The sequence below is a fragment of the Streptomyces sp. DI166 genome (genome assembly GCF_900091315.1).
Lineage (GTDB): Bacteria > Actinomycetota > Actinomycetes > Streptomycetales > Streptomycetaceae > Streptomyces > Streptomyces fuscus.
The window spans coordinates 1-26,913 of sequence record NZ_FLSP01000035.1; the positions used below are offsets into that span (position 1 = coordinate 1).

General features: G+C 71.8%; 25 protein-coding genes and 1 pseudogene. 7 read left to right on the top strand and 19 right to left on the bottom strand.

Annotated elements, in window-relative coordinates; all coding sequences use genetic code 11:
* On the bottom strand, positions 1-702 hold a 702-nt coding region (locus tag GA0115233_RS18530), incomplete at its 3' end, for a DUF2510 domain-containing protein (protein ID WP_141689535.1).
* Positions 703-968: 266 nt separating this feature from the next.
* Between GA0115233_RS18530 and GA0115233_RS18535 the strand changes: the two genes are divergently transcribed.
* Positions 969-1,445 carry an SsgA family sporulation/cell division regulator gene (locus GA0115233_RS18535; RefSeq protein WP_093721360.1) on the top strand — a complete coding sequence of 159 codons (477 nt, stop codon included), beginning with the start codon at positions 969-971 and terminating at the stop codon, positions 1,443-1,445.
* Between the two features lie 41 nt (positions 1,446-1,486).
* Here GA0115233_RS18535 and GA0115233_RS18540 read toward each other — a convergent pair whose 3' ends face one another.
* Positions 1,487-2,857, bottom strand: coding sequence for an FAD-binding oxidoreductase (locus GA0115233_RS18540; RefSeq protein ID WP_093721412.1), 1,371 nt, complete (start codon positions 2,855-2,857; stop codon positions 1,487-1,489).
* A gap of 98 nt (positions 2,858-2,955) precedes the next feature.
* On the opposite strand from GA0115233_RS18540, the gene GA0115233_RS18545 reads away from it, so the two are divergent.
* Positions 2,956-4,368, top strand: coding sequence for a tetratricopeptide repeat protein (locus tag GA0115233_RS18545; protein ID WP_093721361.1), 1,413 nt, complete (start codon positions 2,956-2,958; stop codon positions 4,366-4,368).
* Positions 4,369-4,651: 283 nt separating this feature from the next.
* Here the strand turns inward: GA0115233_RS18545 and hppD are convergent, their stop codons facing one another.
* A complete protein-coding gene (gene hppD / locus GA0115233_RS18550; protein WP_093721362.1) occupies positions 4,652-5,797 on the bottom strand; it encodes a 4-hydroxyphenylpyruvate dioxygenase in 1,146 nt (381 codons plus the stop codon).
* 123 nt (positions 5,798-5,920) lie between these two features.
* Here hppD and GA0115233_RS18555 point away from each other — a divergent pair, with 123 nt between their 5' ends.
* The 5 genes from GA0115233_RS18555 to GA0115233_RS18575 are packed head-to-tail and all read left to right on the top strand — an operon-like array spanning position 5,921 to position 10,157.
* A complete protein-coding gene (locus GA0115233_RS18555) occupies positions 5,921-6,400 on the top strand; it encodes an Lrp/AsnC family transcriptional regulator (RefSeq protein WP_093721363.1) in 480 nt (159 codons plus the stop codon).
* A 20-nt stretch (positions 6,401-6,420) separates the two neighbouring features.
* Positions 6,421-7,068, top strand: a complete 648-nt coding sequence (locus GA0115233_RS18560) for an ABC transporter permease (RefSeq protein WP_093721364.1) — start codon at positions 6,421-6,423, stop codon at positions 7,066-7,068.
* Positions 7,069-7,084: 16 nt separating this feature from the next.
* A complete protein-coding gene (locus GA0115233_RS18565; protein WP_093721365.1) occupies positions 7,085-8,350 on the top strand; it encodes a betaine/proline/choline family ABC transporter ATP-binding protein in 1,266 nt (421 codons plus the stop codon).
* Positions 8,347-9,201: an ABC transporter permease gene (locus GA0115233_RS18570; RefSeq protein WP_093721366.1), complete on the top strand. Its 855-nt coding sequence runs from the start codon at positions 8,347-8,349 to the stop codon at positions 9,199-9,201. Before GA0115233_RS18565 ends, GA0115233_RS18570 begins: the two co-directional genes overlap by 4 nt.
* A complete protein-coding gene (locus GA0115233_RS18575; protein ID WP_093721367.1) occupies positions 9,198-10,157 on the top strand; it encodes a glycine betaine ABC transporter substrate-binding protein in 960 nt (319 codons plus the stop codon). The genes GA0115233_RS18570 and GA0115233_RS18575 overlap by 4 nt, the downstream gene beginning before the upstream one ends.
* 15 nt (positions 10,158-10,172) lie before the next feature.
* On the opposite strand, the gene GA0115233_RS18580 is transcribed toward GA0115233_RS18575, so the two are convergent.
* The 16 genes and pseudogenes from GA0115233_RS18580 to GA0115233_RS18650 all read right to left on the bottom strand — a co-directional run bounded on the left by GA0115233_RS18580 (position 10,173) and on the right by GA0115233_RS18650 (position 26,901).
* Positions 10,173-10,964 (bottom strand): S16 family serine protease, encoded by a 792-nt coding sequence (locus tag GA0115233_RS18580; RefSeq protein WP_093721368.1) that lies wholly within the window; start codon positions 10,962-10,964, stop codon positions 10,173-10,175.
* Positions 10,965-11,008: 44 nt separating this feature from the next.
* Positions 11,009-11,650, bottom strand: coding sequence for an IclR family transcriptional regulator (locus GA0115233_RS18585; protein ID WP_093721413.1), 642 nt, complete (start codon positions 11,648-11,650; stop codon positions 11,009-11,011).
* 290 nt (positions 11,651-11,940) lie between these two features.
* Positions 11,941-13,734 carry a DEAD/DEAH box helicase gene (locus tag GA0115233_RS18590; protein ID WP_093721369.1) on the bottom strand — a complete coding sequence of 598 codons (1,794 nt, stop codon included), beginning with the start codon at positions 13,732-13,734 and terminating at the stop codon, positions 11,941-11,943.
* Positions 13,735-13,841: 107 nt separating this feature from the next.
* Positions 13,842-14,210: a type II toxin-antitoxin system death-on-curing family toxin gene (locus GA0115233_RS18595; RefSeq protein WP_093721370.1), complete on the bottom strand. Its 369-nt coding sequence runs from the start codon at positions 14,208-14,210 to the stop codon at positions 13,842-13,844.
* A complete protein-coding gene (locus GA0115233_RS18600; protein WP_093721371.1) occupies positions 14,210-14,407 on the bottom strand; it encodes a hypothetical protein in 198 nt (65 codons plus the stop codon). Before GA0115233_RS18600 ends, GA0115233_RS18595 begins: the two co-directional genes overlap by 1 nt.
* Positions 14,408-14,439: 32 nt before the next feature.
* Positions 14,440-15,885 carry an MFS transporter gene (locus GA0115233_RS18605; RefSeq protein ID WP_093721372.1) on the bottom strand — a complete coding sequence of 482 codons (1,446 nt, stop codon included), beginning with the start codon at positions 15,883-15,885 and terminating at the stop codon, positions 14,440-14,442.
* 88 nt (positions 15,886-15,973) lie between these two features.
* The gene (locus GA0115233_RS18610; protein ID WP_093721373.1) at positions 15,974-16,495 is read right to left on the bottom strand and encodes an SUKH-4 family immunity protein; all 522 of its coding nucleotides are present in this window, start codon (positions 16,493-16,495) and stop codon (positions 15,974-15,976) included.
* Between the two features lie 71 nt (positions 16,496-16,566).
* Positions 16,567-18,879, bottom strand: coding sequence for a xanthine dehydrogenase family protein molybdopterin-binding subunit (locus GA0115233_RS18615; protein WP_093721374.1), 2,313 nt, complete (start codon positions 18,877-18,879; stop codon positions 16,567-16,569).
* Between the two features lie 91 nt (positions 18,880-18,970).
* Positions 18,971-19,141, bottom strand: coding sequence for a hypothetical protein (locus tag GA0115233_RS41090; protein ID WP_176711845.1), 171 nt, complete (start codon positions 19,139-19,141; stop codon positions 18,971-18,973).
* Positions 19,138-20,635 (bottom strand): annotated as a pseudogene (locus tag GA0115233_RS18620) (2Fe-2S iron-sulfur cluster-binding protein). The gene GA0115233_RS41090 and the pseudogene GA0115233_RS18620 overlap by 4 nt, the downstream one beginning before the upstream one ends.
* Positions 20,632-21,525 (bottom strand): FAD binding domain-containing protein, encoded by an 894-nt coding sequence (locus GA0115233_RS18625; RefSeq protein WP_093721375.1) that lies wholly within the window; start codon positions 21,523-21,525, stop codon positions 20,632-20,634. The pseudogene GA0115233_RS18620 and the gene GA0115233_RS18625 overlap by 4 nt, the downstream one beginning before the upstream one ends.
* A 254-nt stretch (positions 21,526-21,779) precedes the next feature.
* On the bottom strand, positions 21,780-23,408 hold the full coding sequence (locus GA0115233_RS18630; protein ID WP_093721376.1) for a beta-N-acetylhexosaminidase: 1,629 nt from the start codon (positions 23,406-23,408) through the stop codon (positions 21,780-21,782).
* Between the two features lie 4 nt (positions 23,409-23,412).
* Positions 23,413-24,258 (bottom strand): carbohydrate ABC transporter permease, encoded by an 846-nt coding sequence (locus tag GA0115233_RS18635; RefSeq protein WP_093721377.1) that lies wholly within the window; start codon positions 24,256-24,258, stop codon positions 23,413-23,415.
* Positions 24,255-25,145: a carbohydrate ABC transporter permease gene (locus GA0115233_RS18640; protein WP_093721378.1), complete on the bottom strand. Its 891-nt coding sequence runs from the start codon at positions 25,143-25,145 to the stop codon at positions 24,255-24,257. The genes GA0115233_RS18635 and GA0115233_RS18640 overlap by 4 nt, the downstream gene beginning before the upstream one ends.
* Positions 25,142-26,434 (bottom strand): extracellular solute-binding protein, encoded by a 1,293-nt coding sequence (locus GA0115233_RS18645; RefSeq protein WP_093721379.1) that lies wholly within the window; start codon positions 26,432-26,434, stop codon positions 25,142-25,144. The genes GA0115233_RS18640 and GA0115233_RS18645 overlap by 4 nt, the downstream gene beginning before the upstream one ends.
* Positions 26,435-26,613: 179 nt before the next feature.
* Positions 26,614-26,901, bottom strand: a complete 288-nt coding sequence (locus tag GA0115233_RS18650; protein WP_053665779.1) for a DUF3039 domain-containing protein — start codon at positions 26,899-26,901, stop codon at positions 26,614-26,616.
* Between the last annotated feature and the right edge of the window lie 12 nt (positions 26,902-26,913).

The following is a 26,913-nucleotide window of genomic DNA, read 5'->3' on the forward strand; positions in this document are numbered from 1 at the left end:
GGTCCCGGCCGTGACCGGCGTCCCCGCGGCCCCACTTGCCCCTTGTCCCGAGGGCGAGCCCGTCGTGCGCCCCTGCTGTGCCGGGGATGCTCCGTCCGGGCTCCCTGTGCGCGGGGAGAGGGCACGGAAGGTCATGGTGCCCTCGTCGGTGGCGGCGTCCTGCGCGGCGGGGCCGGGGGTCGGGCGGCGGAAGACGAAGGTGTTGCCCGCGGCGGCCGGGGCGTCGGAGTCGTTGTCGGCCGGCGGGATGGTGGCGGTGCCGTCGGTGCTGCGGGTGCCGTCGTCGGCGCTCGCGGCGGCGGCGCGGGGATCGGGGGCCGGGGTACGGGGGTCCGGGGCGCCCCAGGAGACCCGGCGGTCCTGGTCGCCGCCGAAGCCGGTCTGGCGGGACCGGTCGGCGCCCCACGCGGACGCGGGCTCGGGACGGCTGCCGTGCTGGGCCTGTGCGGGGGCGGCGGGTTCGGCCGGGTCCTCGTCGAAGAAGTGCGGGCCGGTCTCCTCGACCGGCGGGACGGACGCGGCCTGCGCCGGGGCCGCGCCGGACGGCGGGGCGAGCGGCTCGCCGTCCGACGGCGCCGGGCGGCTGGTGCCCGGCACCCAGGCGGTGCCGTTCCAGTACCGGACATATCCAGGAATGGACGGGTCCGGGTAATACCCTTCGCGGGGCCTGTCGTCACCGGGGGCCGGGGTTGGGGCGCTCATGTCCGTCGTCCCGTATCTGCTCGGGGGTCATCTGAGGGCCTCCACATCTATCAGACGCGGGCAACCCCCACCGCCAGTCCCGCCGTACCCACCCCTTTCCGGGCAACCTCGCGCAAGGCCGCCACAGCCCCGGAAACCGCGTGCGGGGACACGTGCGGAAAAAAGTTTCCCGAACCCGCGTAATGCTCCGAGCCAAACCCGCTCTCCACTCGTACGGGCCCACAGCCGGACCCGTACGAACGTCGTCAGAGAGGACACCTCACACCATGTACCCCACCGTTGTGGAGCGGGAGCTGGAGCTCAAGCTGGTTCTGTCGCCCGAGCGCAGCATCGCCGTCCCGGCCCGGCTGAGCTACACCAGCGACGACCCCTTCGCCGTGCACATCACCTTCCACATCAACTCCGAACACCCCGTCAACTGGACCTTCGCCCGCGAGCTGCTGGTGGAGGGGGTGTTCCGGCCGTGCGGGCACGGGGACGTGCGGGTGTGGCCGACGAAGGTGGAGGGGCGCAGCGTGGTGCTGATGGCGCTCAGCTCGCCGGACGGGGACGCGCTGCTGGAAGCCCCGGCCGCGCAGGTGTCGGCCTGGCTGGAGCGCACGCTGCGGGTGGTCCCGCCGGGCACCGAGGCGGACCAGCTCGGAATCGACGACGGGCTGGCCGAGTTGCTGGCCCCGACCCCGGCCGACGACCTGTGGCTGCGCGATCCGTGGCCGTCGGACGAGTCGAAGGACGGCGAGTGAGCGGGGGCGGTTCGGTCGCGGGCGGTTCCATCGGGGGCGGCTCAGAAGAGCTTGCCCGGGTTGAGGATGCCGAGCGGGTCGAAGACCTGCTTGATGCCGCGCTGGAGTTCCACGCCCACGGGGCCGATCTCGCGGGCCAGCCACTCCTTCTTCAGGACGCCGACGCCGTGCTCGCCGGTGATGGTGCCGCCGAGTTCCAGACCGAGCGCCATGATCGCGTCGAAGGACTCGCGGGCGCGCCGGGACTCGTCCTCGTCGTTCGCGTCGAAGCAGACGGTGGGGTGGGTGTTGCCGTCACCCGCGTGGGCGACGACGCCGATGGTCAGCCGGTGCTTCTCGGCGATCCGCTCGACCCCGTCGAGCATGTCGCCGAGCCGGGAGCGCGGCACGCACACGTCGTCGATCATGGTCACGCCGCGCACGGCCTCCAGCGCCGTGAGCGACAGCCGCCGTGCCTGGAGCAGCAGTTCGGACTCGGCGGTGTCCTCGGCGGGCACCACCTGGGTGGCCCCGGCTGCCTCGCACAGCGCGCCGACCGCGGCCAGGTCCGGCGCCGGGTCCGGGGTGTCGAAGGCGGCCAGCAGCAGCGCCTCGGTGGTCTCCGGCAGGCCCATGTGCGCCATGTCGTTGACCGCCTTGACGGTCGTACGGTCCATCAGTTCCAGCAGGGACGGGACGTGACCGCCCTCCATGATCCGGCACACCGCGTCGCAGGCCGCGGCGGCGGAGGCGAACTCGGCGGCCAGCACCAGCTGGCGGGGCGGCTGCGGCTTGAGCGCGAGGACCGCCCGGACGACGATGCCGAGGGAGCCCTCGGAGCCGACGAACAGCCGGGTCAGGTCGTACCCGGCGACGCCCTTGGCGGTGCGGCGGCCGGTGGACATCAGGCGGCCGTCGGCGAGGACGACGTCCAGGCCGAGCACGTACTCGGCCGTCACCCCGTACTTCACGCAGCACAGGCCGCCCGAGGCGGTGCCGATGTTGCCGCCGATCGTGCACTGCTCCCAGCTGGAGGGGTCCGGCGGGTAGTACAGTCCGTGCTCGCCGACCGCGCGGGAGAGCGCGGCGTTGACGACGCCGGGCTCGACGACGGCGATGCGGTCGACCGGGTTGATCTCCAGGATGCGGTCCATCCTCACCAGCGACAGCACGATGCAGCCGTCGGTGGCGTTGGCGCCGCCGGACAGGCCCGTGCGGGCGCCCTGCGGGACGACCGGGACGCGCAGCTCGGTGGCGGTGCGCATGACGTGCTGGACCTGTTCGACCGTGCGCGGCATCACCACCGCGGCCGGGGCGCCGGCCGGGCAGAAGCTGGCCATGTCGTTGGCGTAGGAGGCCGTGACGTCGGGGTCGGTGAGGACCGCCTCGGCGGGCAGGCCGGTGAGCAGACGGTTCACGAGGTCGTGGCTCATGATCACAGCCTGACACCGGGGGCCATCGGTGTGAACCCCGCTACCGGGGGGCTTTGGGTGCGGGAATGCGGTCGTCGTACTGACGCACAGTGAGCGCCATGGACAACCAACAGGAAGGGCGCGAGGAGCGGCGCCCACGGATCGGCCGGCGGGCGCTGATCGGCGCGGTCGCGGGGTGTGCGGTGCTCGGCGGGTTGCTGGTGCTGGTGCCGTGGGGGCCGTCGGGGGGCGGGCCGCCCGCTCCGGCGCCGGGGGCGCAGGCGCTGGCCGCGGTGACCACGGGTGTGCCGGCCGCGCTGCCCGATCTGGCGGTGCTGATCGAGGAGCGGGAGAGCCATCTGCGCCGCAACCCGAAGGACGCGGAGTCCTGGGCGGTGCTGGGGGCGGCCTATGTGGAGCAGGGGCGGCGGACCGCGGACCCGGCGTACTTCCCGAAGGCGGAGCGGGTGCTGAGGACCTCGCTGAAGGTGCGCCCCAAGGGGAACGTGGAGGCCCTCGGCGGGCTCGCCACGCTGGCGAACGCACGGCGCGACTTCCCCGCCGCGCGCAAGTGGGCGGAGGCGGCGCGGGAACTGGCGCCGCGGCGCTGGACGACGTACCCGCCGCTCATCGACGCGTACACCGGCATGGGCCAGTACAAGGCGGCCAAGAAGAGCCTGGACCGGCTGCTGGAGCTGGGCTCGGGTCCGGCGGTGCTGGCGCGGGCCGGTGCCGTGTACCGGGACCACGGCTGGCGCGAGGACGCGGCGGCCTCCTTCTCCGACGCGGCGGCCTCGGCCCAGGCACCGGCGGAGCGGGCCGCGTATCTGGAGCGGGGCGGGCAGCTGGCCTGGGAGCGGGGCGACCGGGAGGCGGCGCTGCGCCACTTCCGGCAGGCGGTGCGCCTGGACCCCGACCAGCGGGCGGCGCTCGCCGGGCAGGGCCGGGCGCTGGCGGCACTGGGCCGGACCACGGAGGCGCTGAGCGCGTACCGCAGGGCGCTGGCCCGGCAGCCGCTGCCCCAGTACGCGCTGGAGCTGGGCGAGTTGTACGAGGCGCTGGGGCTGGGGCAGGCGGCGCGGGTCCAGTACGACCTGCTGCGCGAGCGGGTGCGCACGGCGGAGGCCGGCGGGGCCGACGAGGCGCTGGTGCTGGGCCTGTTCGAGGCGGACCACGGCGACCCTGACTCGGCGGTACGGCGGCTGCGGGCGGAGTGGGAACGCCAGCCGGGTATCGCGGTGGCGGACGCCCTGGGCTGGGCCCTGCACCAGGCCGGCCAGGACGAGGAGGCGCTGCGCTACGCCCGCATCGCCACGGACCGCACGAAGGGCGGCGCCGTGCGCAGCGCCCTGTACTCCTACCACCGCGGGATGATCGAGCGGGACCTGGAACGGAGCGGCCCCGCCCGCCGTCACCTGCAGGAGGCGCTGCGGATCAACCCGTACTTCTCCCCCCTGCACGCCCCGCGGGCCCACCGCGCGCTGAAGGAACTGGGCGAGCCCGCGGCGGAACCGCTGCCGGAGTTCGAGTAGCCGCGGACGCTACGCGCGGCGGGGCCACTCCGCCCGCGCGGGCCCCCGCTCGGGCACCCCGCACCGCCGGGACGGGTGCGCGGCCCGGCTCACCCCGGCGGGGGCGTGACTCGCCCGGAGATACCCGAGCCCGCCTGCTCCTGAGCGGCCCCCCGGGGCGTACGCGCCCCCGTCGCCCGACCACCGCCGAGCCGCCCCGGCCGCCCCGCCCCGCCGCGGCCCTTGCACACTCGGCTTCCCCGCCCGGCCGGACCGGCCCCCCCGGCGCGGGATCGCCCCTCGGCTAGAGGTTCCCGCGCCTCGCCTGCTCCCGCTCGATCGCCTCGAACAGGGCCTTGAAGTTGCCCTTGCCGAAGCCCATGGAGCCGTGGCGTTCGATGAGCTCGAAGAAGACCGTCGGGCGGTCCTGGACCGGCTTGGTGAAGATCTGGAGGAGGTAGCCGTCCTCGTCGCGGTCGGCGAGGATCTTCAGTTCGCGCAGGGTCTCCACGGGGACGCGGGTGTCGCCGACCCAGTCGCCGAGGGTGTCGTAGTAGGAGTCCGGGGTGTCGAGGAACCGCACCCCGGCCGCGCGCATGGTGCGTACGGTCTCCACGATGTCGTCGGTGTTCAGCGCGATGTGCTGGACACCGGCGCCGCCGTAGAACTCCAGGTACTCGTCGATCTGGGACTTCTTCTTGGCGACGGCGGGCTCGTTGATCGGGAACTTGACCTTGAGCGTGCCGTCGGCGACCACCTTGGACATCAGGGCGCTGTACTCGGTGGCGATGTCGTCGCCCACGAACTCCTTCATGTTCGTGAAGCCCATGACCTTGTTGTAGAAGCCCACCCACTCGTTCATGCGGCCCAGCTCGACGTTGCCGACGCAGTGGTCGATCGCCTGGAAGGTGCGCCGGGCGGGCGGTTCGACGATCGGGTCGGCGGCGACGTATCCGGGCAGGTAGGGGCCGTCGTAGCCGGAGCGGTCGACCAGGGTGTGCCGGGTCTCGCCGTAGGTGGCGATCGCGGCGAGGACGACCGTGCCGTGCTCGTCCTTCAGTTCGTACGGCTCGGCCACGGAGGTGGCGCCGTGCTCGACGGCGTAGGCGTACGCCCGGCGCGCGTCCGGGACCTCGATGGCGAGGTCGACGACGCCGTCGCCGTGCTCGGCCACGTGCCGGGCCAGGAAGCGGCCCCAGTCGGTGGCGGGCTTGATCACGGAGGTGAGCACGAAACGGGCGGAGCCGTTCTCCAGCACGTAGGAGGCGGTCTCGCGGCTGCCGTTCTCCGGTCCGGAGTAGGCGACCAGCCGCATGCCGAAGGCCGTGGAGTAGTAGTGCGCCGCCTGCTGGGCGTTGCCGACGGCGAAGACGACCGCGTCCATTCCCTTGACCGGGAAGGGGTCGGCCTGCCGGGCGGTGTCGGGAGTGTGGTCTGTGGTCTGTGTCATATCTGCAGGCTGGCTCTGCCCCACATAGTGCGCAATAGTGTGCCTTCCCATTGGGCAGGTTGCCCAGCACCATGCCCGTATGTACGGGCTTTCTGTACAGGTTGACCAGTGCCGGGAGGGCTCATGGCGATCGATCAACTGGACGGGCGCATCCTCGTGCTGCTGGCGCAGGAGCCGAGGATCGGGGTGCTGGAGATGTCGCGGCGGCTGGGCGTGGCGCGCGGTACCGCGCAGGCCCGCCTGGACCGTCTTCAGTCGAACGGAGTCATCCGCGGATTCGGTCCGCAGGTGGACCCGGCGGCCCTGGGCTACCCGGTCACCGCCTTCGCCACGCTCCAGATCCGGCAGGGCCAAGGGGCCGACGTACGGGCCCACTTGGCGACCGTTCCCGAGGTGCTGGAGCTGCACACGACCACCGGCAGCGGGGACATGCTGTGCCGCCTCGTGGCCCGCTCGAACGCCGATCTCCAACGGGTCATCGACCGGGTTGTCGGTTTTGATGGGATCGTCCGGGCCTCCACCGCCATCGTCATGGAGAACCCCGTTCCGCTGCGGATCATCCCGCTGGTGGAACAGGCGGCGGAGGACCAGCGCGACCAGTAGAAGACCGGCGGGGTGAGCGGATGAGCTTCTGGGAGTACCTGAGCACGCGCCACCAGCAGCTGCTCGCGGACGCCTGGCAGCACGCGAGCGCCGTCTTCCAGTGCACCCTCGTGGCCACCGTGCTCGGCGTACTGATCGGGGTGGCCACCTACCGCAGCGAATGGGCCGGGAACCTGGCCACGGCGACCACCGCGACCATCCTGACCATCCCCTCGCTCGCCATGATCGGCCTGCTGATCCCGCTGGTCGGCCTGGGCGTGCCGCCCACCGTGATCGCGCTGACCCTGTACGGGCTGCTGCCGGTCGTGCGCAACGCGATCGTCGGGCTGCGCGGGGTCGACCCGGCCCTGGTGGACGCGGCCACCGGCATCGGGATGTCCCGCCCGATGCGGCTGCTGCGGATCGAGCTGCCGCTGGCCTGGCCGCCGATCCTGACCGGCATCCGGATCGCCACCCAGATGCTGATGGGCATCGCGGCCATCGCCGCCTTCGCCTCCGGACCGGGCCTGGGCAACGAGATCTTCCGCGGGATCGCCTCCCTGGGCAGCGCCAACGCGCTCAACCAGGTCCTCGCGGGCACGCTCGGGATCATCGTCCTGGCCCTGCTCTTCGACGCCGCGTACGTCCTGCTGGGACGGCTGACCATTCCCAGGGGAATCCGTGTCTGAGTCTCCAGGGGGATCCGTGTCCGAGTCCGCCGCGCCCAGCACCTCCGGCACCTCCAGCACCTCCGGCGCCTCCATCGAGCTGGAGCACCTCACCAAGCGGTATCCGGGCAGCTCCGCCCCGGCCGTCGACAGCGTCTCCATGGAGATCCAGGCCGGCGAGACCGTCATCTTCGTCGGCCCGTCCGGCTGCGGGAAGTCCACCACCCTGAAGATGATCAACCGGCTGATCGAGCCGACCGGCGGCCGGATCCGCATCGGCGGCGAGGACGTCACCGACATCGACCCGGTCAAGCTGCGCCGCAAGGTCGGCTACGCCATCCAGTCGGCCGGTCTCTTCCCGCACATGACGGTCGCGCAGAACATCGCCCTGGTACCGAAGATGGTCGGCTGGTCCAAGTCCCGGATCGGCGACCGGGTGGAGGAGCTGCTGGACCTGGTCGGCCTGGACCCCGGCGAGTTCCACGGCCGCTATCCCCGCCAGCTCTCCGGCGGCCAGCAGCAACGCGTGGGCGTGGCGCGGGCGCTGGCCGCCGATCCCCCGGTGCTGCTGATGGACGAGCCGTTCGGCGCGGTCGACCCGATCACCCGCGACCACCTCCAGGACGAGCTGATCCGGCTCCAGCACGAACTGCACAAGACGATCGTCTTCGTCACCCACGACTTCGACGAGGCGATCAAGCTGGGCGACCGGATCGCCGTGCTGCGCGAACGCTCGCACATCGCCCAGTTCGACACCCCGGAGGCGATCCTCACCAACCCCGCCGACGACTTCGTCTCCGGCTTCGTCGGCGCGGGCGCGGCCCTGAAGCGGCTGAACCTGACCCGGGTGCGGGACGTGGGGATCACCGGCTGTCCGACGGTCACCGTCGACGACCCGCTCCAGGAGATCTTCAACAAGCTCCGCTCCAGCGGCACCAACGAGATCCTGCTGCTCGACAAGCGCCGCCGCCCCTACAAGTGGCTGCGCCGCGGCGACCTGATGCGCGCCAAGGGCTCGCTCGCCCGCGCGGGCACCCTGGTGCACGACACGGTGACCCGGGACGCCACCCTGCGCGACGCCCTGGAGGCGGTGCTGACCGACAACGCTGGCCGGGTCGCGGTCACCGGGCGGCGCGGCGAGTACGAGGGCGTCGTGGACATGGAGACATTGATGAACTCCGTGCACGAGTTGCTGGAGGCGGACCGGCTGGAAGCGCTGGAGGCCCAGCACGAGCTGGAGTCGGTACGGGCCGGGCAGACCCGCGCCGAACAGGAGGGCTTCGTCGGGGAGGCGAAGGCGTGACCGCCTCTCCCGAGCGGCAGCGCCCCGAGGGCGAGCACGAGGTCAAGGGGCTCGCCTTCCGTGACGAGGGCGAGGGCGAGCAGGAGGCGCCGCCTCCCCCGGCGGTGCACCGGCGCCGGCTGACCTGGCAGAAGCTGACCTTCCTGCCGTCGGTGCTGGTGGCCCTGCTGCTGGGGACCTGGCTGTGGTTCCAGCAGGCCGACCTGGACCCGATCACCGAGAACGCGCTCTCCGACGGCCAGGTCTCCAAGGCGCTGTGGCAGCACGTGGAGCTGACGGTGATCTCCACGTTCTTCGTGCTGATCATCGCCATCCCGCTGGGTGTCCTGCTGACCCGCAAGGCCTTCCGCAAGTTCACCCCGATCGCCATGACCGTCGCCAACATGGGCCAGGCCACCCCGGCGATCGGCCTGCTCGCCCTGCTGGTGATCTGGCTCGGCACCGGGATGAAGTCCGCCCTGATCGGCATCACCCTCTACGCCATTCTGCCGGTGCTGTCGAACACGATCACCGGTCTGAAGGCCAATGACCCCGCCCTGCTGGAGGCGGCCCGCGGGATCGGCATGTCCCCGCTCGGGGTGCTGGCCCGGGTCGAGATGCCGCTGGCGGTCCCGCTGATCCTGGCCGGTGTGCGCACCGCGCTCGTCCTGAACGTCGGTACGGCGACCCTGGCCACTTTCGGCGGCGGCGGGGGCCTCGGCGTCCTGATCACCACCGGGATCACCAACCAGCGGATGCCGGTGCTGATGCTCGGCTCGATCCTCACCGTGGCGCTCGCCCTGCTGGTGGACTGGCTGGCCTCGCTGGCGGAACTGCTGCTCAGGCCGCGCGGTCTGGAGGCGGCGACATGAGACGGGCCGCCTGCGTACTGCTGGCCGGGGCGCTGCTCACCGCCTGCGGACTGACCAGCGGCTCCCCCATGGTCGACGACGTCCGGCCGGGCTCGATCGGCAAGGGCGAGCCGCTCAAGGGCGCCGATCTCACCGTCACCTCCAAGGAGTTCAGCGAGCAGCTGATCCTCGGCGCGATCATGGGGATCGCCTTCCAGGCGGCCGGGGCCGAGGTGCTGGACCGCACCGGCATCCAGGGCTCGATCGGCTCGCGGGAGGCGGTGAAGCAGGGCACGGCGGACGCGGACTACGAGTACACGGGCACCGGGTGGATCAACTACCTCGGCAACACCGAGCCGCTGCCCGATCCGCGCGAGCAGTGGGAGGCGGTGCGGGACGCGGACCGGGAGAACGGGGTGACCTGGCTGGAGCCGTCCCCGCTGAACAACACCTACGCGCTGGCGATGAGCCGGGAGAACTACGAGAAGTACGGCACGAAGACGCTCTCGGACGTGGCGGAGCTGTCCCGCAAGGACCCCGGCGCGGTGACGCTGTGCGTGGAGAGCCAGTTCGCCAACCGCCTGGACGGGCTGCGGGGCATGGCCGAGGAGTACGGGATGGACATCCCGGCGAAGAACGTCACGCAGATGGACACCGGGATCATCTACACCCAGGCGGCGAAGGGCACCTGCACCTTCGGCGAGGTGTTCACCACCGACGGGCGCATCAAGTCGATGGACCTGGTGGTGATGGAGGACGACCGGAAGTTCTTCCCGAACTACAACGCCGCCCCGATGGTCAACACCGAGACGCTGAAGAAGTACCCCGAGATCGCGGAGATCCTGGCGCCCATCACCAAGCGGCTGAACAACAAGGTGGCGCAGGAGCTGAACGCACGGGTGGACGTGGACGGGGAGGACCCGCACGAGGTGGCGCTGGACTGGCTGAAGCAGGAGGGGTTCGTGAAGGAGGGCTGAGCCGGACCGGGACGGTCAGCAGCTCGGCACCTTGCCGGTGCCCTTCTCCAGCGCGATCAGGGAGTCCACGGCGCCCTTGAGGGTGGTGACCGGGATCAGGCGCAGCCCCTCGGGCAGCTCGGACTTGGCGTCGGAGCACTCCGCCTCCGGGACCAGGAACACGGTGGCGCCGTCCCGGCGGGCGGCCTGCGTCTTCAGGCCGACGCCGCCGACGGGCCCGACCTTGCCGTCGGCCTCGATGGTGCCCGTACCGGCGATGACCCGGCCGCCGGTGAGGTCGCCGCCGGAGCCGTCGCCGTCCAGTTTGTCGACGATGCCGAGGGAGAAGAGCAGACCGGCGCTGGGCCCGCCGACGTTGGCCAGCTCCAGGTCGACCTTGACCTTCGCGGGGTCCAGGTCGAGGTAGTTCAGTGCGGCCTCGGTGGCGGTGTCCTGGGACTGCTCCATCTGTTCGGTGTTGTGCTGCTCGATCTCCTTGGTGTCCTTGCCGCTGGGGTAGACGGCGTCCCGGGGCAGCACGGCGCGGTCGGTGCGGAACCAGGAGTCGATCACATCGCCGAGTCCCACACTGGCGTCCGGGCCGGTCGCCTCGATGGTGGTCATCCGCAGTTGCCCCTTGGTCTTACGGGTCTCGGCGCCGGTGATGGTGATCACCGGCTCGCCCTTGTTCTCCCCCAGGACGTTCGCCGTCATCCCGGGCTGCGTCAGCGAGAACGGCAGCGGCGCCAGTGCGGCCGTGGCGATCAGGGCCACGACCGGCACGGCGCAGACGGCTAGGGCCTTGGGGCGCGAGAGACGAGAGAGCACGGGGTCAATCTAACGTGGCGGCGATCCGGCCCGGCCCCGCGCGGTCAGCGCAGCGCCTCGGCGACCTCGCGGGCCGCGTCCACCACCCGCGGACCGACCCGCTCCGGTACGGCGTCGGCGAGCATCACCACGCCGACGCTGCCCTCGACACCGGTCACCCCGAGCAGGGGTGCGGCGGCGCCGCTGGCACCGGCTTCGAGTTCGCCGTGGGTCAGGGTGTAGCCGGGCTCCTCCAGGGGCTGGCGGCGGGCGGCGAGGATGGCCTTGCCGGCGGCGCCGCGCTCCAGCGGGTGCCGGAAACCGGCCCGGTAGGCCACGTGGTAGTCGGTCCAGGTCGGCTCCACCACGGCGACCGCGAGGGCCTCGGCGCCGTCGACCAGGGTCAGATGCGCGGTCGCGCCTATGTCCTCGGCCAGCGAGCGCAGCGCGGGCAGCGCGGCCTCGCGTACCAGGGGATGCACCTGGCGGCCCAGGCGCAGGACGCCGAGTCCCACCCGGGCCCGGCCGCCCAGGTCTCGCCGTACGAGTGCGTGCTGTTCCAGCGTGGCCAGCAACCGGTACACCACGGTCCGGTTCACGCCCAGTTTGTTGGATAGCTCGGTGACGGTCAGCCCGTGGTCCGTGTCGGCCAGCAGCTTGAGGACGCGCAGTCCCCGATCGAGCGTCTGAGAGGTCTCCGCGGTCACGACGCCCACTCCTTAGTGGTGAGGTCGGCAGCCCCCTCAGCGACAACTGCGTCACCGAGTCCCGTCGGTCGACGCGCTTCAGAGGCCGCCGATCGGCCGGCGGCCCGGCCTGTCCGGGCCGCGTCGCTTCACGGCTGCGCTCCGCGGCGGCGCTGCCACGGGGCGTGTGCGTAGCGGGACATTAGCGAAGGGGGTTCGCTCAGCGGAAGGCTCCGTCCAGAATCCGGGCACCGACGGGTAAGGCATGCCGGTGTTTGTCCACTGTTTGTCCATATCCGGCCATCGCCCCGTCACCGCATGCGCGTGGCCCACTCCTGGACTTTGGCGATGCGCTGGCGGAGCTGGCCCGCGGTGGCCTCGGCGCTCGGCGGGCCGCCGCACACCCGGCGCAGTTCGGTGTGGATCACGCCGTGCGGCTTGCCGCTCTGGTGGACGTAGGCGCTCACCATCGTGTTGAGCTTCTTGCGCAGCTCCATCATCTCCTTGTGGGAGACGACCGGGCGGCGCTCGGCGGGCAGCTCCAGCAGATCGGCCTCGGCATCCGGCTTCTTGCGGCTGTGCGCGATCTGCCGGGCCTGCCGCTTCTGCAGCAGCAGCTGCACCTGGTCGGGCTCCAGCAGTCCGGGGATGCCGAGGTAGTCCTGCTCCTCCTCGCTGCCGGGGTGGGCCTGCATACCGAACTCGGCGCCGTCGTAGAGGACACGGTCGAAGACGGCGTCGGACTCCAGCGCCTCGAAGGGCAGCATGTCCTGCTCGCCGGTGTCCTCGTCCTGCTCCTTGTTCGCCTCCTCCATCTCCTTCTCGGACTCGGCGTACGGGTCCTCCTCGCCCTCCTTCTTCGGCTTGTCGAGGGCGTGGTCGCGCTCGACCTCCATCTCGTTGGCGAAGGTGAGCAGGTCGGGGATGGTCGGCAGGAAGACGGAGGCGGTCTCGCCGCGGCGCCGGGAACGCACGAAGCGGCCGACGGCCTGGGCGAAGAAGAGCGGGGTGGAGATGGTGGTGGCGTAGACGCCGACCGCGAGGCGGGGCACGTCGACGCCCTCGGAGACCATGCGGACGGCGACCATCCAGCGGTCGTTGTTCTGGCTGAACTCGTCGATCCGCTTGGACGCGCCCGCGTCGTCGGACAGCACGAGGGTCGCCTTGGTGCCGGTGATCTCGCGGATCAGCTTGGCGTAGGCGCGGGCGGAGTCCTGGTCGGAGGCGATGACGAGGGCGCCCGCGTCGGGGATCGCCTTGCGGACCTCGGTCAGCCGCTGGTCGGCGGCGCGCAGCACGCTCGGCATCCACTCGCCGCGCGGGTCGAGGGCGGTGCGCCAGGCCTGGCTGACGGCGTCCTTGGTCATCGGTTCGCCGAGGCGGGCGGCGATCTCGTCACCGGCCTTGGTGCGCCAGCGCATGTTGCCGCTGTAGGAGAGGAAGATGACCGGCCGCACGACGTGGTCGGCGAGCGCGTGCCCGTAGCCGTAGGTGTAGTCGGCGGCCGAGCGGCGGATGCCGTGACTGTCCTCCTCGTACGTGACGAAGGGGATGGGGTTGGTGTCCGAGCGGAACGGCGTACCGGTCAGCGCGAGCCGCCGGGTGGCGGGCTCGAAGGCCTCCAGGCACGCCTCGCCCCAGGACTTGCTGTCACCGGCGTGGTGGATCTCGTCGAGGATGACGAGGGTCTTGCGCTGCTCGACGCGGTTGCGGTGCAGCATGGGGCGCACGCCGACGCCCGCGTAGGTGACGGCGACGCCGTGGTAGTCCTTGCCGAGCGGGCCCGCGCTGTACTCGGGGTCCAGCTTGATCCCTATCCGCGCGGCGGCCTCGGCCCACTGCTTCTTCAGGTGCTCGGTCGGCGCGACCACGGTCACCTGCTGCACGACATGGTGGTGCAGCAGCCATGAGGCGAGCGTCAGGGCGAAGGTCGTCTTGCCCGCGCCCGGGGTGGCCACGGCGAGGAAGTCACGCGGCTGCTCCTGGATGTACTTGTCCATCGCCCCCTGCTGCCAGGCGCGCAGCTTGCTGGCGGTACCCCACGGGGCACGGCCGGGGAAGGCGGGGGAAAGGTGGTGGGAGGAGGAGGCGGCGGTGGTAGTCACGGTCTCCGGTTCTCGACTGCGTACGACGACCGAGTCACCCTACCGGCGCCCGCCCGCGTCAACACGCGGACGGGGCCGCGTCACTCGGGGGTGGGACCGACGTCACATCAGCGCGCGAAGCGCGGCAACTGCGCTGCGATCTTGGTGACGTCGAGATCACCCTGGCAGACGTCCAGTACGAATTGCTCGGCCTCGTCCACGTCGAACTCCGCGTCCAGAGGATGCCCGTTGAGGTGCAGGAAAACCCAGGTGGCGTACCAGGCGATGCGCTTGTTCCCGTCCACGAGGGAGCGGTTGCGGGCCAAGGATTCCATCAGCGCGGCGGCCTTCTGCCATACGTCCGGGTACGCGTCCTGTCCGAACACGCTCGACTGCGGTCGGGCAAGCGCCGAGTCGAGCAACCCGTAATCGCGCACCTCGTCCGCTCCGAGCCGCTTCGCCAGATGCAGCAGCTCGGGCAGGGTGAGGTAGTGCATCAGGCGAGCCTCCGGTTCAGCTCAGCACTGGCCTTCAGCACATGCTCGGCGGCTTCGTTGAACAGGCGCGAGCGTTCGTTTATGGCCGCGATCACCGCGTCGTGGGCGAAGGCCTGCATGCTGCGGCCTTCCGCGGCGGCCCGCTCGCGCAGGGCGTTGAGCTCTTCTTCCGTGAAGCGCAGGTTCAGTCCAGCCATGCTTCGACGGTACTACGCGGTACCACTTGGTGTCACCGCGTTTCGGGAGTGAGCCGCCGCGTCACCCACACCCCCGCCAGCGCCACCGCCGCCATCGGCAGGAAGACCGCCGCGAAGGCCTCCGGGGTGGAGGCGGTGGCACTGGCGGTGTGGCTGAGGGTGCCGCCGCCCAGGGCGGCGAAGGCGGCGCCGACCAGGCTGAGGAGGACGACGTTGGAGAGGGCGTCGGAGATCTGGAGGGAGGCGGAGTTGGTGCCGGCCTCCTCCGGGGCGGACAGCTTCAGCAGGAGCACGCTGGCGGAGGAGATCACCAGGCCCATTCCGAAGCAGCCGACGGCCCAGGTCGCCGCCAGTGTCCACACCGGCACGGAGTCGATCAGCACGCTCGGCGCCGCCGCGATGGCCGCGGCCACCAGCACCATGCCCAGCGTGGTCAGCCGCTCCCGGTACGGCTCAAGGCGCGGCCGGGACTGCACCCAGGAGCCCACCGCCCAGGTCACGCCCCCGGCCGCGAGGGAGAACCCGGCGAGCGTCGGCGACAGCCCGCGCTGGGTGACCAGCATCAGCGGCACGAAGGACTCGGCGCCGATGAAGGTGCCCGAGGCGATCCCGCGCAGCAGCACCACGGAGGGCAGGCCGCGGGCGGCGCGGTAGGTGCCGCGCGGCAGGAGGCCGAGGACGGCCGGGACGAGCAGCGCGGCGCCCAGCACACCGGGCACCAGGGCCAGCGGGCGCAGGTCCTGGGCGGCGTACTGGAGGAGGCCCGCGCCGAGGGAGATACCGAGGGCGAGGCGGATGCGGCGCCGGTCGAAGGAGGTGTCCGCGCCGTCCACGGGTCCGGCCGCCCGGCGCCGTATCTGGGGCAGGGCGAGGGCGAGCGGGAGCAGCACCAGCACCGGGATGCCCAGGAACACCCACCGCCAGCCGAGGTGTTCGGTGACCGCCCCGGAGGCGAGCGGCCCGACCACGAACGGCACCACCCAGCTCGCGGCGAAGGCGGCCACGATGGCGGGCCGCAGCCGCTCCGGGTAGGCGCGCCCGATCACCACGTACAGCGCGACGATCACCAGCCCGCCGCCGAGGCCCTGCACCGCCCGGCCGAGCACGAACGCCCACATCGCGGTGGCCGTCCCCGCCAGCAGCAGCCCGGCGGCGAAGGCGCCGATCCCCGCGGTCACCGGACCGATCGGGCCGCGCCGGTCCGCCCACTGGCCCGCGAGCACCATCCCGAACAGGGAGGTGGTGAAGAAACCCGAGAACGCGAACGCGTACAACTCCACCCCGTCCAGCTCCCGCGCCGCGACCGGCATGGCCGTGCCCACGGCGGTCGCCTCGAAAGCGATCAGCAGCACGACGGAGACGATCCCGATGCTGAGCGCCCGGTAGGACCGGCCGAGCACGGTCTCGGCGGAGCCGGCGCCGACGGCGGGCTCGGTGTCGTGCGCGACGGCGGCGTCGCGAGAATCGGAGCGGGTCATGCGAGCCAGAGTAAGGTGCGCATCCGCTGACCACCCCTGTCAGGAGTCGGTCCCGGGAGCAGACCTTGGTCCTACGACCAGGGGTCCGTCACGCGTGCGCGGCGGTGTCCCGGTGCAGCAGCCACAGGGCGAAGGCGAGGACGGAGACGTCCGCGGTCAGGGCGTGCGGTATCGGGGCGGCCGGGGTCCAGGTGTGGAGGGTGCCCGTTTCGCCGTGCAGGAGCAGGACGTTGGGGGCGTCCAGGTGGCCGAGGACGATCAAACGGTCGGCGTCTGCGGGGAGTTCGGCCGTCGGGTCGCAGGCGTGGGACTCCGTCAGCGTCGGCAGGACCGTGTCCAAGTCCAGCCGGAACAGGGCGTGTTCCTCCGGCAGGCCCGTCTCGCGCAGGAAGCGGCGGGTGGGTTCGTGGGTGAGGGCTGCGGGGAAGTCGACGTCCTCGAAGCGCATCACGCTCCCCCGGCCGAACTCCTCGGCGAGCAGCCGGGGCGGCACGGACACGGCGAGCCCGGACGCCTCGCGCCGGTCCGGGTCGGGGCCCGCGACCAGTTCGAGCGTGGTGACCAGGCGCCCGCAGCACCGCGGTTCCGGCTCGGCGATCGTCCCGATCATGGTGTCCCCCCGTTCATGTCCCGACACCGCAGAACATTACGCCGCACCACTGACAACGCCCGCCGAGCGGCTCACGTGCCGTTCGTCACCACCGCGGCCTGCGGCCGGATCGGCAGCCGGTTCACCGGACGGCCCGTCGCGGCCCGCACAGCTGAGGCGACGGCCGCGGGCGAGGCCACCACCGGCACCGCGCTCACCGCCTTCGCGCCGAACGGCGCCACCACGTCCCGTTCCTCCACCAGCTTCACGATCCTGATGTCGGGGGCGTCCAGGGCCGTCGGGAGGGCGTACCCGGTCAGGTCGGGATGCCGTATCGAGCCGCGCGCCGTGCGCAGGTTCTCCGTCAGCGCGATACCGACGCCCTGCGTGACACCGGCCTCGATGCGCGCCGCGAGCTGGGCGGGGTTGAGCACCCGGCCCACGTCCTGGGCGACGGCCAGCTCCACCACGCGGATCGAGCCCAGCTCGATGTCGACGTCCACCACCGCGCGGATCGCGCAGAACGCCAGGCCCACGAAGGCGTCGCCCTGGCCGGACTCGTTCAGCGGCTCGGTGGGGTGCGGGCGGCACTGCGCGGTCGCCCACAGCTCCTTGCCGTCCATCGCCTCGGTGACCGTGGTCGACAGCACACCGTCGTACGAGGTGATCTTGCCGTCGGTGATCTGGAGCAGCTCGGTGGACATGCCGAACTTGTGCGCGAGCGGCTGGAGGAGCTGGGTGCGGACCATCTTCGCCGCGCGCTCCACCGCGCCGCCCGACACCCAGGTGTGCCGGCCCCGGCAGCTCGCGCCCGCCGGGGGCTGGTCGGTGTCGACGGGGGCCACATGGACCTCGTCGATGCCGAGGGTCTCCTGGACGATCTGGCGGGCCAGCGTGGTGAAGCCCTGACCGGTCTCCACCGCCGCGCACAGCACGGTCGCGACGCCGCCCTGCACCTTGACCGTCGCCGTGGACACCTCGTCGGCGCCCTCGGCGCCCAGCATGTGCACCATGCCGAGCCCGTAGCCCACGCCCCGGCGCACCGCGCCCGGTTCGCCCGCGCCCTCGGGGCCGCCGGGCAGCAGCCACTCGTCCTCCGGGGTGTCCTTGGGCAGCGGCGGCAGCGGGAAGTCCCGGACCGCCTGGAGGAGTTCGGCGACCGGCGCCGGGCAGGTCACGGTCTGCCCGGTGGGCAGCACGTCGCCGGTGGCCAGCACATTGCGCAGGCGCAGTTCGGCCGGGTCGACGCCGAGCTTCTTGGCCAGCTTGTCCATCTGCGCCTCGTAGGCGGCGGCGACCTGCATGGCGCCCTCGCCGCGTACGTGGCCGGAGGGCGGGTTGTTGGTGCGTACCGCCCAGCCCTCGATGAAGGCGTTCGGGACGACGTAGGGGCCGCAGGCGAAGGAGACGGCGGCGGCCAGGGCCTCGGCGGAGGTGTCCGCGTAGGCGCCCGCGTCCAGCAGGATCTGCGCCTCGACCTTCACCAGCTTGCCCTCGGCGTCCGCGTGGTGGCGGTAGCGCAGCAGGGTCGGGTGCCGGTGGGCGTGGCCGAGGAAGGACTCCTCGCGGGTGGCCGTCAGCTTCACCGGGCAGCCGGTGCGCAGGGCCAGCAGGCCGAGCGGGAGCTGGAAGCCGGGGTCCTCGCGGTCGGCGGTGGCACCGGGGACACCGGTGACGACGATCTTGACGCGGTCGGGGGCGAGGCCGAAGCAGGCGGCGGCCCGGTCGCGGTCGGCGTGCGGGTCGGTGGAGGCCAGGTACAGCTCGACTCCGCCGTCGGGGCGGGGCACGGCGAGTCCGGCCTCGGCACCGATGGGCGCCGGGTCCTGGCGGCCGATGCGGTACAGGCCCTCGACCACGATGTCGCCGGCCGCGTCGGGGTCGCCGTGGCGCAGCGGGATGTGCCGGATCAGGTTGCCGTCGGGGTGCAGCGGCTCGGCCTCGAAGGCCTGCTCGGGGTCGGTGACCGGGTCGAGCACCTCGTACTCGACCATGACGGCCGCCGCGGCCATCCGCGCGGTGTCGGGATGGTCGGCGGCGACGGCGGCGATGGGCTCGCCGTGGTGGCGCACGATCTCGGAGGCGAAGACCGGGCGGTCGGCCCTGCCGCGGCCGTGCAGCGGGGCGCCGGGGACGTCCTCGTGCGTGATCACCGCGCGCACGCCGGGCATCTCCCGCGCGTGGGTGGTGTCGATCGACACGATGCGCGCGTGCGGGTGCGGCGAGCGCAGCACGGCCGCCCACAGCAGGCCCTCGGCCCACAGGTCGGCGGCGTAGGGGAAGGTTCCCTCGGTCTTCGCGCGCGTGTCGGACGCCGGCAGCGACGCGCCGAGCCCGTGCGGAATCGCCTCGGGGGCGGGCGCCGCGTCCGCCGGAGTGGGCGCGGTGACGGCTTCATTACTCACGCCTGGCCTCCGTCCTGGCCGTACTGCTGGTGGTGCGGGGGCCGAAGGGCCGGGGCGAGGGCGGCTGCCCGCGCGGGAGCGAGTCGCGTGCTCACGCCTGGCCTCCGTCCTGGCCGTACTGCTGGTCGTGCGGGGTCCGAAGGGCCGGGGCGAGGGCGGCTGCCCTGCGCGCGCCCCGCCCGTGGCCGCACTGCCGATCGTGCGAGGCCTCAAGAGCCGCGGCGAAGACGGCTGCCCGCGCGGGAGCGAGTCGCTTGCTCACGCCTGGCCTCCGTCCTGGCCGTACTGCTGGTCGTGCGGGGGCTCGGGGGTGAGGGCGGAGGGGTGGACTCCGCCCGCGCCCGGGCCGGCCTGGTGCGGGATGCGGGCCTCGTCGGCGTCCGCCTCGGCCGCGCTGTGCGCCTCGCGTTCGGCGACGACCTCCTTGACCGCCTGGACGACACCCCGGTAGCCGGAGCAGCGGCACAGGTTGCCGCAGAGCGCTTGGCGGGTCTCCAGGTCGGTGGGGGCGGGGTTGCCCTCCAGCAGGTCGTGCACGGTCATCGCCATGCCGGGTACGCAGAAGCCGCACTGGACGGCGCCACAGCGGGCCAGGGCGCGCTGCACGTCGGAGGGCTGTCCGTCGACGGCGAGGCCCTCGACGGTGCGCACCTCGCTGCCCGCCGCGGTCACCGCGGGCACCAGGCAGGAGGCGACGAGCCGTCCGTCGACCTGGACGTTGCACGCCCCGCACTCGCCCTGCGAGCAGCCGTCCTTGGCGCCCGCGAGCCCGAGCCGCTCGCGCAGCACGTACAGCAGCGACTCGCCGATCCAGGCGTCCGTGACGGGCCGGTCGACGCCGTTGACCCGCAGGACGTAGGAGGCGAGGGGGTGTTCCTCACCGGGCAGCGAGGGAGCGGGCTCCTCCGGCGACTCCGAAGCGTCCTCGGCGGCGGCCTCGGTGACGTCCTCGGCGGCGGCCTGCGCGGCCTTCTCCGCCTCCTGGTCCCCCTCGGCGGCCCCGTCCGCCTCAGCGGCCTCCGCGGCCCTCCGCTCGGCCTCTGAGGGCCCCTCAGGAGTCTCCTGGGCCTCCGCCGGGGCGTCCGAACCGCCGTCGGCCGGGCCCTCCGGCTCCGCGGGCTTCTCCGGCGGACGCCCCCACGGCTCGCCGATCGCCTGCGCGGGCGGCGCCGGTTGATCCGACTCGCCGGGCCGACCAGCACCTTCCTGCTGCGTCGCCCAGGGCGCGGGCGCGCCGCCGGGCAGGGTCGGGGGCGGGGTGCCGCCACTCCACTGCTCGACCAGCGACGAGGTGGTGAACTCGCCCGATTCGTCCGGAAGGTCCCCCCCGGCGACGGGGATCGACCACTCTCCGGTGACATCGTGGCCGGGCGCGCTCGCGGAGCCCGCCGCGTCCTCGAAGGTCCACTGCCCGGTGGCGCCGGGGTTGTACGTGAACCGGTCGTTCCCGGTCTCCTCGCCCTGCGGGTTCGCGTTCGCGTCCGGCCACTGCACACCGCCCGACGGCATCGCCCAGGTGCCGGTGGCCGCCGGGTCGGTGCCCGCGGTGGTGGCGGGCGTGACCGTTATGGGCGGCGGCACATAGCCGTGACCGGGCGCGGCCAGCGGGCTGTCCGCGGAGGCCAGCAGCGCGTCCATGCCGCCCTCGGGAAGCTGCACGAAGGCGGTGGCGCCGTCGTCGTAGTCGCCCTGGGGCAGCGGGTCCCAGCGGCCGGCGCCCTGCGGGGCGGCCCTCCTGGTGCCGGTCGTCGGTCACGACAGCGCCCTCCCCAGTGCTCGTCGGGCCAGCGCGGCGACGGTGCGCCGCAGGTGCAGTACGGCGGGCGGGAGCGGCTCGACGGAGCCGTCCTCGGCCGGTACCGGGTCGGGAATGCAGGCCGCGGCGACGTACTCGCCGAAGGCGGTCAGCGCCTCCGGGACGATGGCGCGGTCGTTGTCCCAGTCGATGAGCTGCGCGACCCACTGCTCGGCGTCCAGGGGCCTGAGCGGCATCGGCGCTATGGCGCCGACGGCGCACCGCACACCCCGCCGCGCGGGGTCGAGGACCAGCGCGACGGAGGCCATGGAGCGCCCGGGTCCGGTGCGGCCGGTCGCCTTGAGGAAGACCTGGGGGGCGTGCAGCAGCGGCACGCGTACGTAGCCGATGAGTTCACCGGGCCGCAGCATCTCCACGCCCGCCAGCAGGTGCGACACCGGGATCTCCCGGCGGGCGCCGCCGGGCCCGGCGATGATCAGCGTGGCCTCCAGGGCGGCCAGCACCGGCAGCGCGTCGCCGGTGGGCGCCGCGGTGGCGATGTTGCCGCCGAGGGTGCCGGCGTTGCGGATCTGCGGCGGACCGGCGGCCCGCGCGGAGGCGGCGAGCGCGGGGATCAGTGCGGCGAAGTCGGGGCGGCCCATACGGGCATGGGTGAGCCCGGCGCCGAGCAGCGCGTGCCCGTCCTGGTACTGCCAGCCGCGGATCTCGCTGATCCGGCCGAGGCCCACCAGCGCGGCGGGCCTGAGCTGCCCGGAGTTGACGGCGGCCATCAGGTCCGTGCCCCCGGCGACCGGAACGGCCGCGGGCATGGCGGTGAGCGCCGCGACGGCCTCGTCCAGCGTCGCGGGCAGCGTGACGGCCTGCGCCGCCTGCGGTGCGTGCGTGGTCAAACCGGCTGCCCCTTCCCGCTGCCCCACCTGGTCCCACCTGTTGCTGCCGTACGGTACGTGCTGACAGGGCGGACGTGGCAACTCTGGCACATCTTCGCCGAGGCCGAACGCGGGGGTCCGCTAGGAGGCATTCGCCCACTTCACCGGGGAGATAGTCCGTTTTCGCACGGGTTCGCCGGTGCGCACGAATTTGCCACTCTTCGGTGATCTGCCGGGGTTTTTCCGTTACCTGTTCGGGGCGGCCCCTCCGGCGGTTACCTGTTCGGGGGCGGCCCCTCCAGCGGCCGTCCGAGCACACCGGGCCGCCGCTGCCAGGGGCGCGGTCCGGTGTGCGGGCGGTAGGCGACGCCGAGGGCGTCGAGGCGGGCGTAGTGGGCCACCATCCGCCGCTGGAAGCCGATGAACTCCCGTTCCCGTGGGGCGGGCAGGTGACTCCACGCCACTTCGGCGAAGGCCGAAAGTCGCGGGAACACCTGGTAGTCCACCCGCGCGGGGTCCTCCATCACCTCCGTCCACACATTGGCCTGGGTGCCCAGGACGTGCCGCGCCTCGGGTTCGGTCAACTCGGGTGGAACGGGCTCGAACCGATAGACGTCCTCAAGGGTGCGGACGTAGCCGATCGGCACCGGTTCGTCCTCGCCCGGCGCCTGCCGGTGGTCCAAGTAGACGTGCTGCTCGGGGCACATGACGACGTCGTGGCCGGCCCGCGCGGCGGCGATCCCGCCCGCGTACCCGCGCCAGGAGGAGACGGCCGCGCCCTTGGCGAGCCCGCCCTCCAGGATCTCGTCCCACCCGATGAGCCGCCGCCCGCGCGCGGAGAGCCACTTGTCGAAGTGGGCGATGAACCACGCCTGGAGTCCGTCCTCGTCCGCGAGCCCGAGTTCCTTGATGCGCGCCTGCGCCACCGGGGACTGCCGCCACTGCTCCTTCGGGCATTCGTCGCCGCCGACATGGACGAACTCCGACGGGAACAGCTCCAGGAGTTCCTCGAACACCCCCTCGTAGAAGCGCAGGGTGTTGTCAGTGGGGGCGAGTACGTTCGGAGAGATTCCCCAGGTGTCCCAGACGGTCAGGGAGGCGGTGTCGATGACGTCGGTGTTGCCGAGTTCCGGGTACGCGGCGATGGCGGCCTGCGAGTGTCCCGGGATGTCGATTTCGGGGACGACGGTGATATGCCGCTCGGCGGCGTAGGCGACGATCTCGCGGATGTCGTCCTGGGTGTAGTGACCGCCGTGCGGCTTCTCCTCCCACAGCGGTGAGGCGCGGTGGCCGAATTTCGTGCGCGACCGCCAGGATCCGGTCTCCGTGAGCCGCGGGTACTTCCTGATCTCGATCCGCCAGCCCTGGTCGTCGGTCAAGTGCAGGTGCAGGACGTTGAGTTTGTGCGCGGCCATCAGATCCAGGTAGCGCAGCACCCCGTCCTTGGGCATGAAGTGGCGGGCCACATCGAGCATCAGACCGCGCCAGCGGAATCGGGGCCGGTCCTCGACGGTGCCCAGCGGTACCGGCCATTCCCGGCGGCCGGGATCGACGGGCGCCCGCCGGAACGCCTCGGGGCCGAGCAGCTGACGCAGGGTCTGCGCGCCCCAGAACACCCCGGCCGGGTCGCCGCCGCGGACGCGGATGCCCTGCCCGGTCACGTCGAGCCGGTACGCCTCCGGCCCGAGCCCGGGGTCGAGCCCCAGCTCGATGCCGTGGTCACCGCGTCCTTCGGCGAGGAGCAGCCCGGTCGCGGCGCCCACCGTGGAGCGCAGCCAGTGCGCCACACGCTCGGTGCCGGGGCCGGCGTGCAGGACGGTCCCGGGGTCCAGGACAAATGCGCCCTGATCCACCGGCGACCACCACGCCCTCCCCGGAGCCGGGATCACTTCGTCGAAGCCCATGTCGTCAGTCCTTTACCGCTCCGCCCAGTCCCGAGACCAGGCGTCGCTGTACGAGTACGAAGAACACCAGCACCGGAATCGTCATCACCGTCGAGGCGGCCATCACGCCGCCCCAGTCCGGCTCGTCCGGCTTGTAGAAGACCAGCAGCGCCATCGGCAGTGTCGACTGCGAAGTGTCACTGATGATGAACGACTTGGCGAAGAGGAAGTCGTTCCAGGCGGAGATGAAGGAAAACACGCTCGTGGCCACCAGACCGGGCAGCACGAGCGGGAAAAGGATCTGCCACAGGAATCGCGTCCGGCTCGCTCCGTCGAGGTACGCGGCCTCCTCCAGGGACTCCGGAACCGCTTTCACGAAACCGCGCAGCATCCAGATCGCGAACGGCAGCGAGAAGGCGATGTGCGGCAGGATCAGCGAACCCAGCGTGTTGAGCTGACCGGCGTCCCGCATGAGGAAGAACAAGGGGATCGTGAGGGCTTCCACGGGCACCATCTGAGCCACCAGAAACATGATCAACAAGGTGGTCCGGAAGCGGAACCTGAATCGCGTCACGGCGGTCGCCGCGAGAAACGCGACAAGCGCCGAGGCGACCACCACCGTGCCCGCCACGACAAGGCTGTTGACGAAATACCGACCGAATTCCTGCTGCTCGAACACGCGCCGAAAGGAGTCCAGCGTGGGCGCCGTCGTCCAGGGCCGCGGCTCGGTCGACTCGATCTCCCCCGCGGGCTTGAAGGCACCGAGCACCATCCAGTACAGCGGGAAGGCGACCACCACCGCGATCAGCAGCGCCGTCGTCTCCGCGGCGAACCGCCACGGACGGGCCACCAGGCCGCGCAGAAGATTCACAGCTCCTCCCCCTGGCGCCGCAGCAGTCGCAGGTACGCAAGCGTCACGACGAGCAGGATCAGCAGCATCACCACGCCGATCGCCGAGCCGAGGCTGTACTGCGAGGACGCGAACGCCTTCTGGTAGGCGTAGACATTGAGCACCAGGTTCTGTCCGGCGATACCGCCGCCGTTGGTCATGACGTAGATCTGCGTGAAGACCTTGAAGTCCCAGATGACCGACTGGATGGTGACCACCACGAGGATGGGCCGCAGGATCGGCGCGAGCACCGACCGCCAGATCCGCCACTGCGAGGCGCCGTCCAGCGAGGCGGCCTCCAGCACCTCCGCGGGCACGGCCCGGATCCCGGCGTAGACGGTGACCATCACGAACGGGAAGGAGCACCAGACCACTTCGAGCAGCACCAGGAAGAAGGCGCTGAGCCGCCCGTACGTCCAGGAGTGGTCACCGAGGCCCAGCACCCGGTTGACCGGGCCGAAGTCGGGGTCGAAGAGGAACAGCCAGACCGTGGAGCCGGTGACGGCCGGGGTGGCCCAGGCCCCGAGCGCCGCCAGCATCAGCGCGAGCCGCGGCACGGCACGCACCCGGGTGAGCAGCACCGCGAGCGCGCAGCCGACGGCGAGCGTGGAGAGGACGCAGGCCGCGGCGAACAGCACCGTCGCCAGCAGCACCTCCCAGAACTGGGAGTCCCCGAACAGCTCGGCGTAGTTGCCGAATCCCTCGAAGGTGGTCGGCTCCCCTCCACTGACCTGGGCCTGGGTGTAGTGGAAGAGGGAGATCAGGCCGAGCTGGTAGATCGGGTAGGCGAGCAGTCCGCCGAGGACGACGAGCGCCGGGGCGAGATAGAGCCAGGGGGTCCAGGACTTGCCGTGGGTCACGGAGGTCATCCGAGGGTCGCGAAGGCGTCGTTCATCTTCTTCGCCGCGTCTTTCGATGCCGCTTCCACCGACTTCTTGCCGCTGACGATCTCCTGGAACATCGTCGGCAGCACCAGCGAGGAGTCGATCTGCGACCAGGCGGGCGAGGCCGGGACGAACTTGGTCCCCGCGCCGAGGGTCTCGACGAACGGCTTCACGAACGGCTCCTTGGCGGCCACCTCCTGGCGCACGTCGGAGAAGGTCGGCAGGAAGCCCATCGCGTCGAACATCGACGCCTGGGTCTTCTTGGACGCCAGCCGCTGCATCAGGTCGACGGCGAGCGTGCGGTGCGAGGTGCTCTTCAGCACACCAATGTTGTTGCCACCCGCGAACGCGGGGGCGATCCCGCCCTCCTTCACCCCGGGCAGCGGGACGACCGCGTACTTGCCCTTGACCTTGCCCGCCTCCACGGCCGCGTGGCTGAAGTCGCCGCCGATCGCCATGGCCGCCTTGCCGGAGGCGAACGCGGTCACGGTGTCGTTGCCGCCCATGCCGGCGCAGGTCTCGGCGGGACAGTTGTCGTCGCCGAAGAGCGAGGTGTAGGCCTTGATGCCCTTCTGCGCGGCGGGGCTGTCGATGGCGGAGGCGTACGAACCGCCCTTGCCGGTGGCGAGTTCGCCGCCGTGCGCCCAGACGAAGGGCATCGCGCCGTAGGTGTAGGCGCCGCCGACCGCGAGTCCGTACAGGCCGGGCTCGGCGGCCCGTATCTCCTTGGCGGCGGCGATCAGTTCGGCCTGGGTTCTGGGCACCTCGATGTCGTGCTTCTCGAAGAGGTCGGTGCGGTAGTACAGGGCGCGCACGCCGACGAAGTACGGGGCGCCGTAGACCTTGCCGTCCACGGTGACCGACTGCTTCGCGGTCGGGTCGGTGTCCTTGGCCTCGGACCAGGCGCCGAACTCCTCCGTGATGTCGAGCAGTCCGCCGTCCTTCACATAGCCGGCGGTGTCGGTGTTGCCGTACTCGATGAGGTCGGGGGCGCTCTTGGGGTCGTTGAAGGCGGCCTTGATGCGCTGGGCGCGGGTCTCGACGGGGATGTACTCGACGGTGACGTCGGTGTCCTCGTGGTCCTTCTCGAAGGCGGCGAGGACGGAGTCGACCACCTTCTCCTTGGGCTTGTTGCTGACCTCCTGGAAGAGCCAGACCCTGAGGGTGCCGGTCTGTTCGTCCTTGTCGGAGGCGGAGTTGTCGGACGTCTGGGGGGCGCAGGCGGTGGCGACCGTGACGGCGAGGAGCACGGCCAGTCGAGCGGGGAGCTTCATGGAGCATTCCTCCGTGCGTTGCAGCATGTGCAATGGCTGTTCTGCTCTGCACAACGGAGGCTAGGGACAACCCCAATGCACCCACAAGAGGTCTCAACCACTTCGTGACACACGAAGGCCCTCTGGGCGCACCGATGCGTGCGCCCAGAGGGCCTTCGTGAACGTCGGACGTAAGGGGATTACTTCTTGTCGCCGCCCTTGCCCTTGTCGTCGCCGCCGGAGCCCATGGACTCGTAGATCTCCTTGCACATGGGACACACGGGGTACTTCTTCGGATCGCGGCCGGGCACCCAGACCTTGCCGCACAGCGCCACGACGGGAGTCCCGTCGAGGGCGCTCGCCATGATCTTGTCCTTCTGGACGTAGTGGGCGAAGCGCTCGTGGTCGCCGTCGCCGTGGGACACCTGCGGCGTCGGCTCTACGAGGGTCCCCGTACCAGTCCCGCGCTCGGGCTCAAGAGTGCTCATAACAACCAGAGT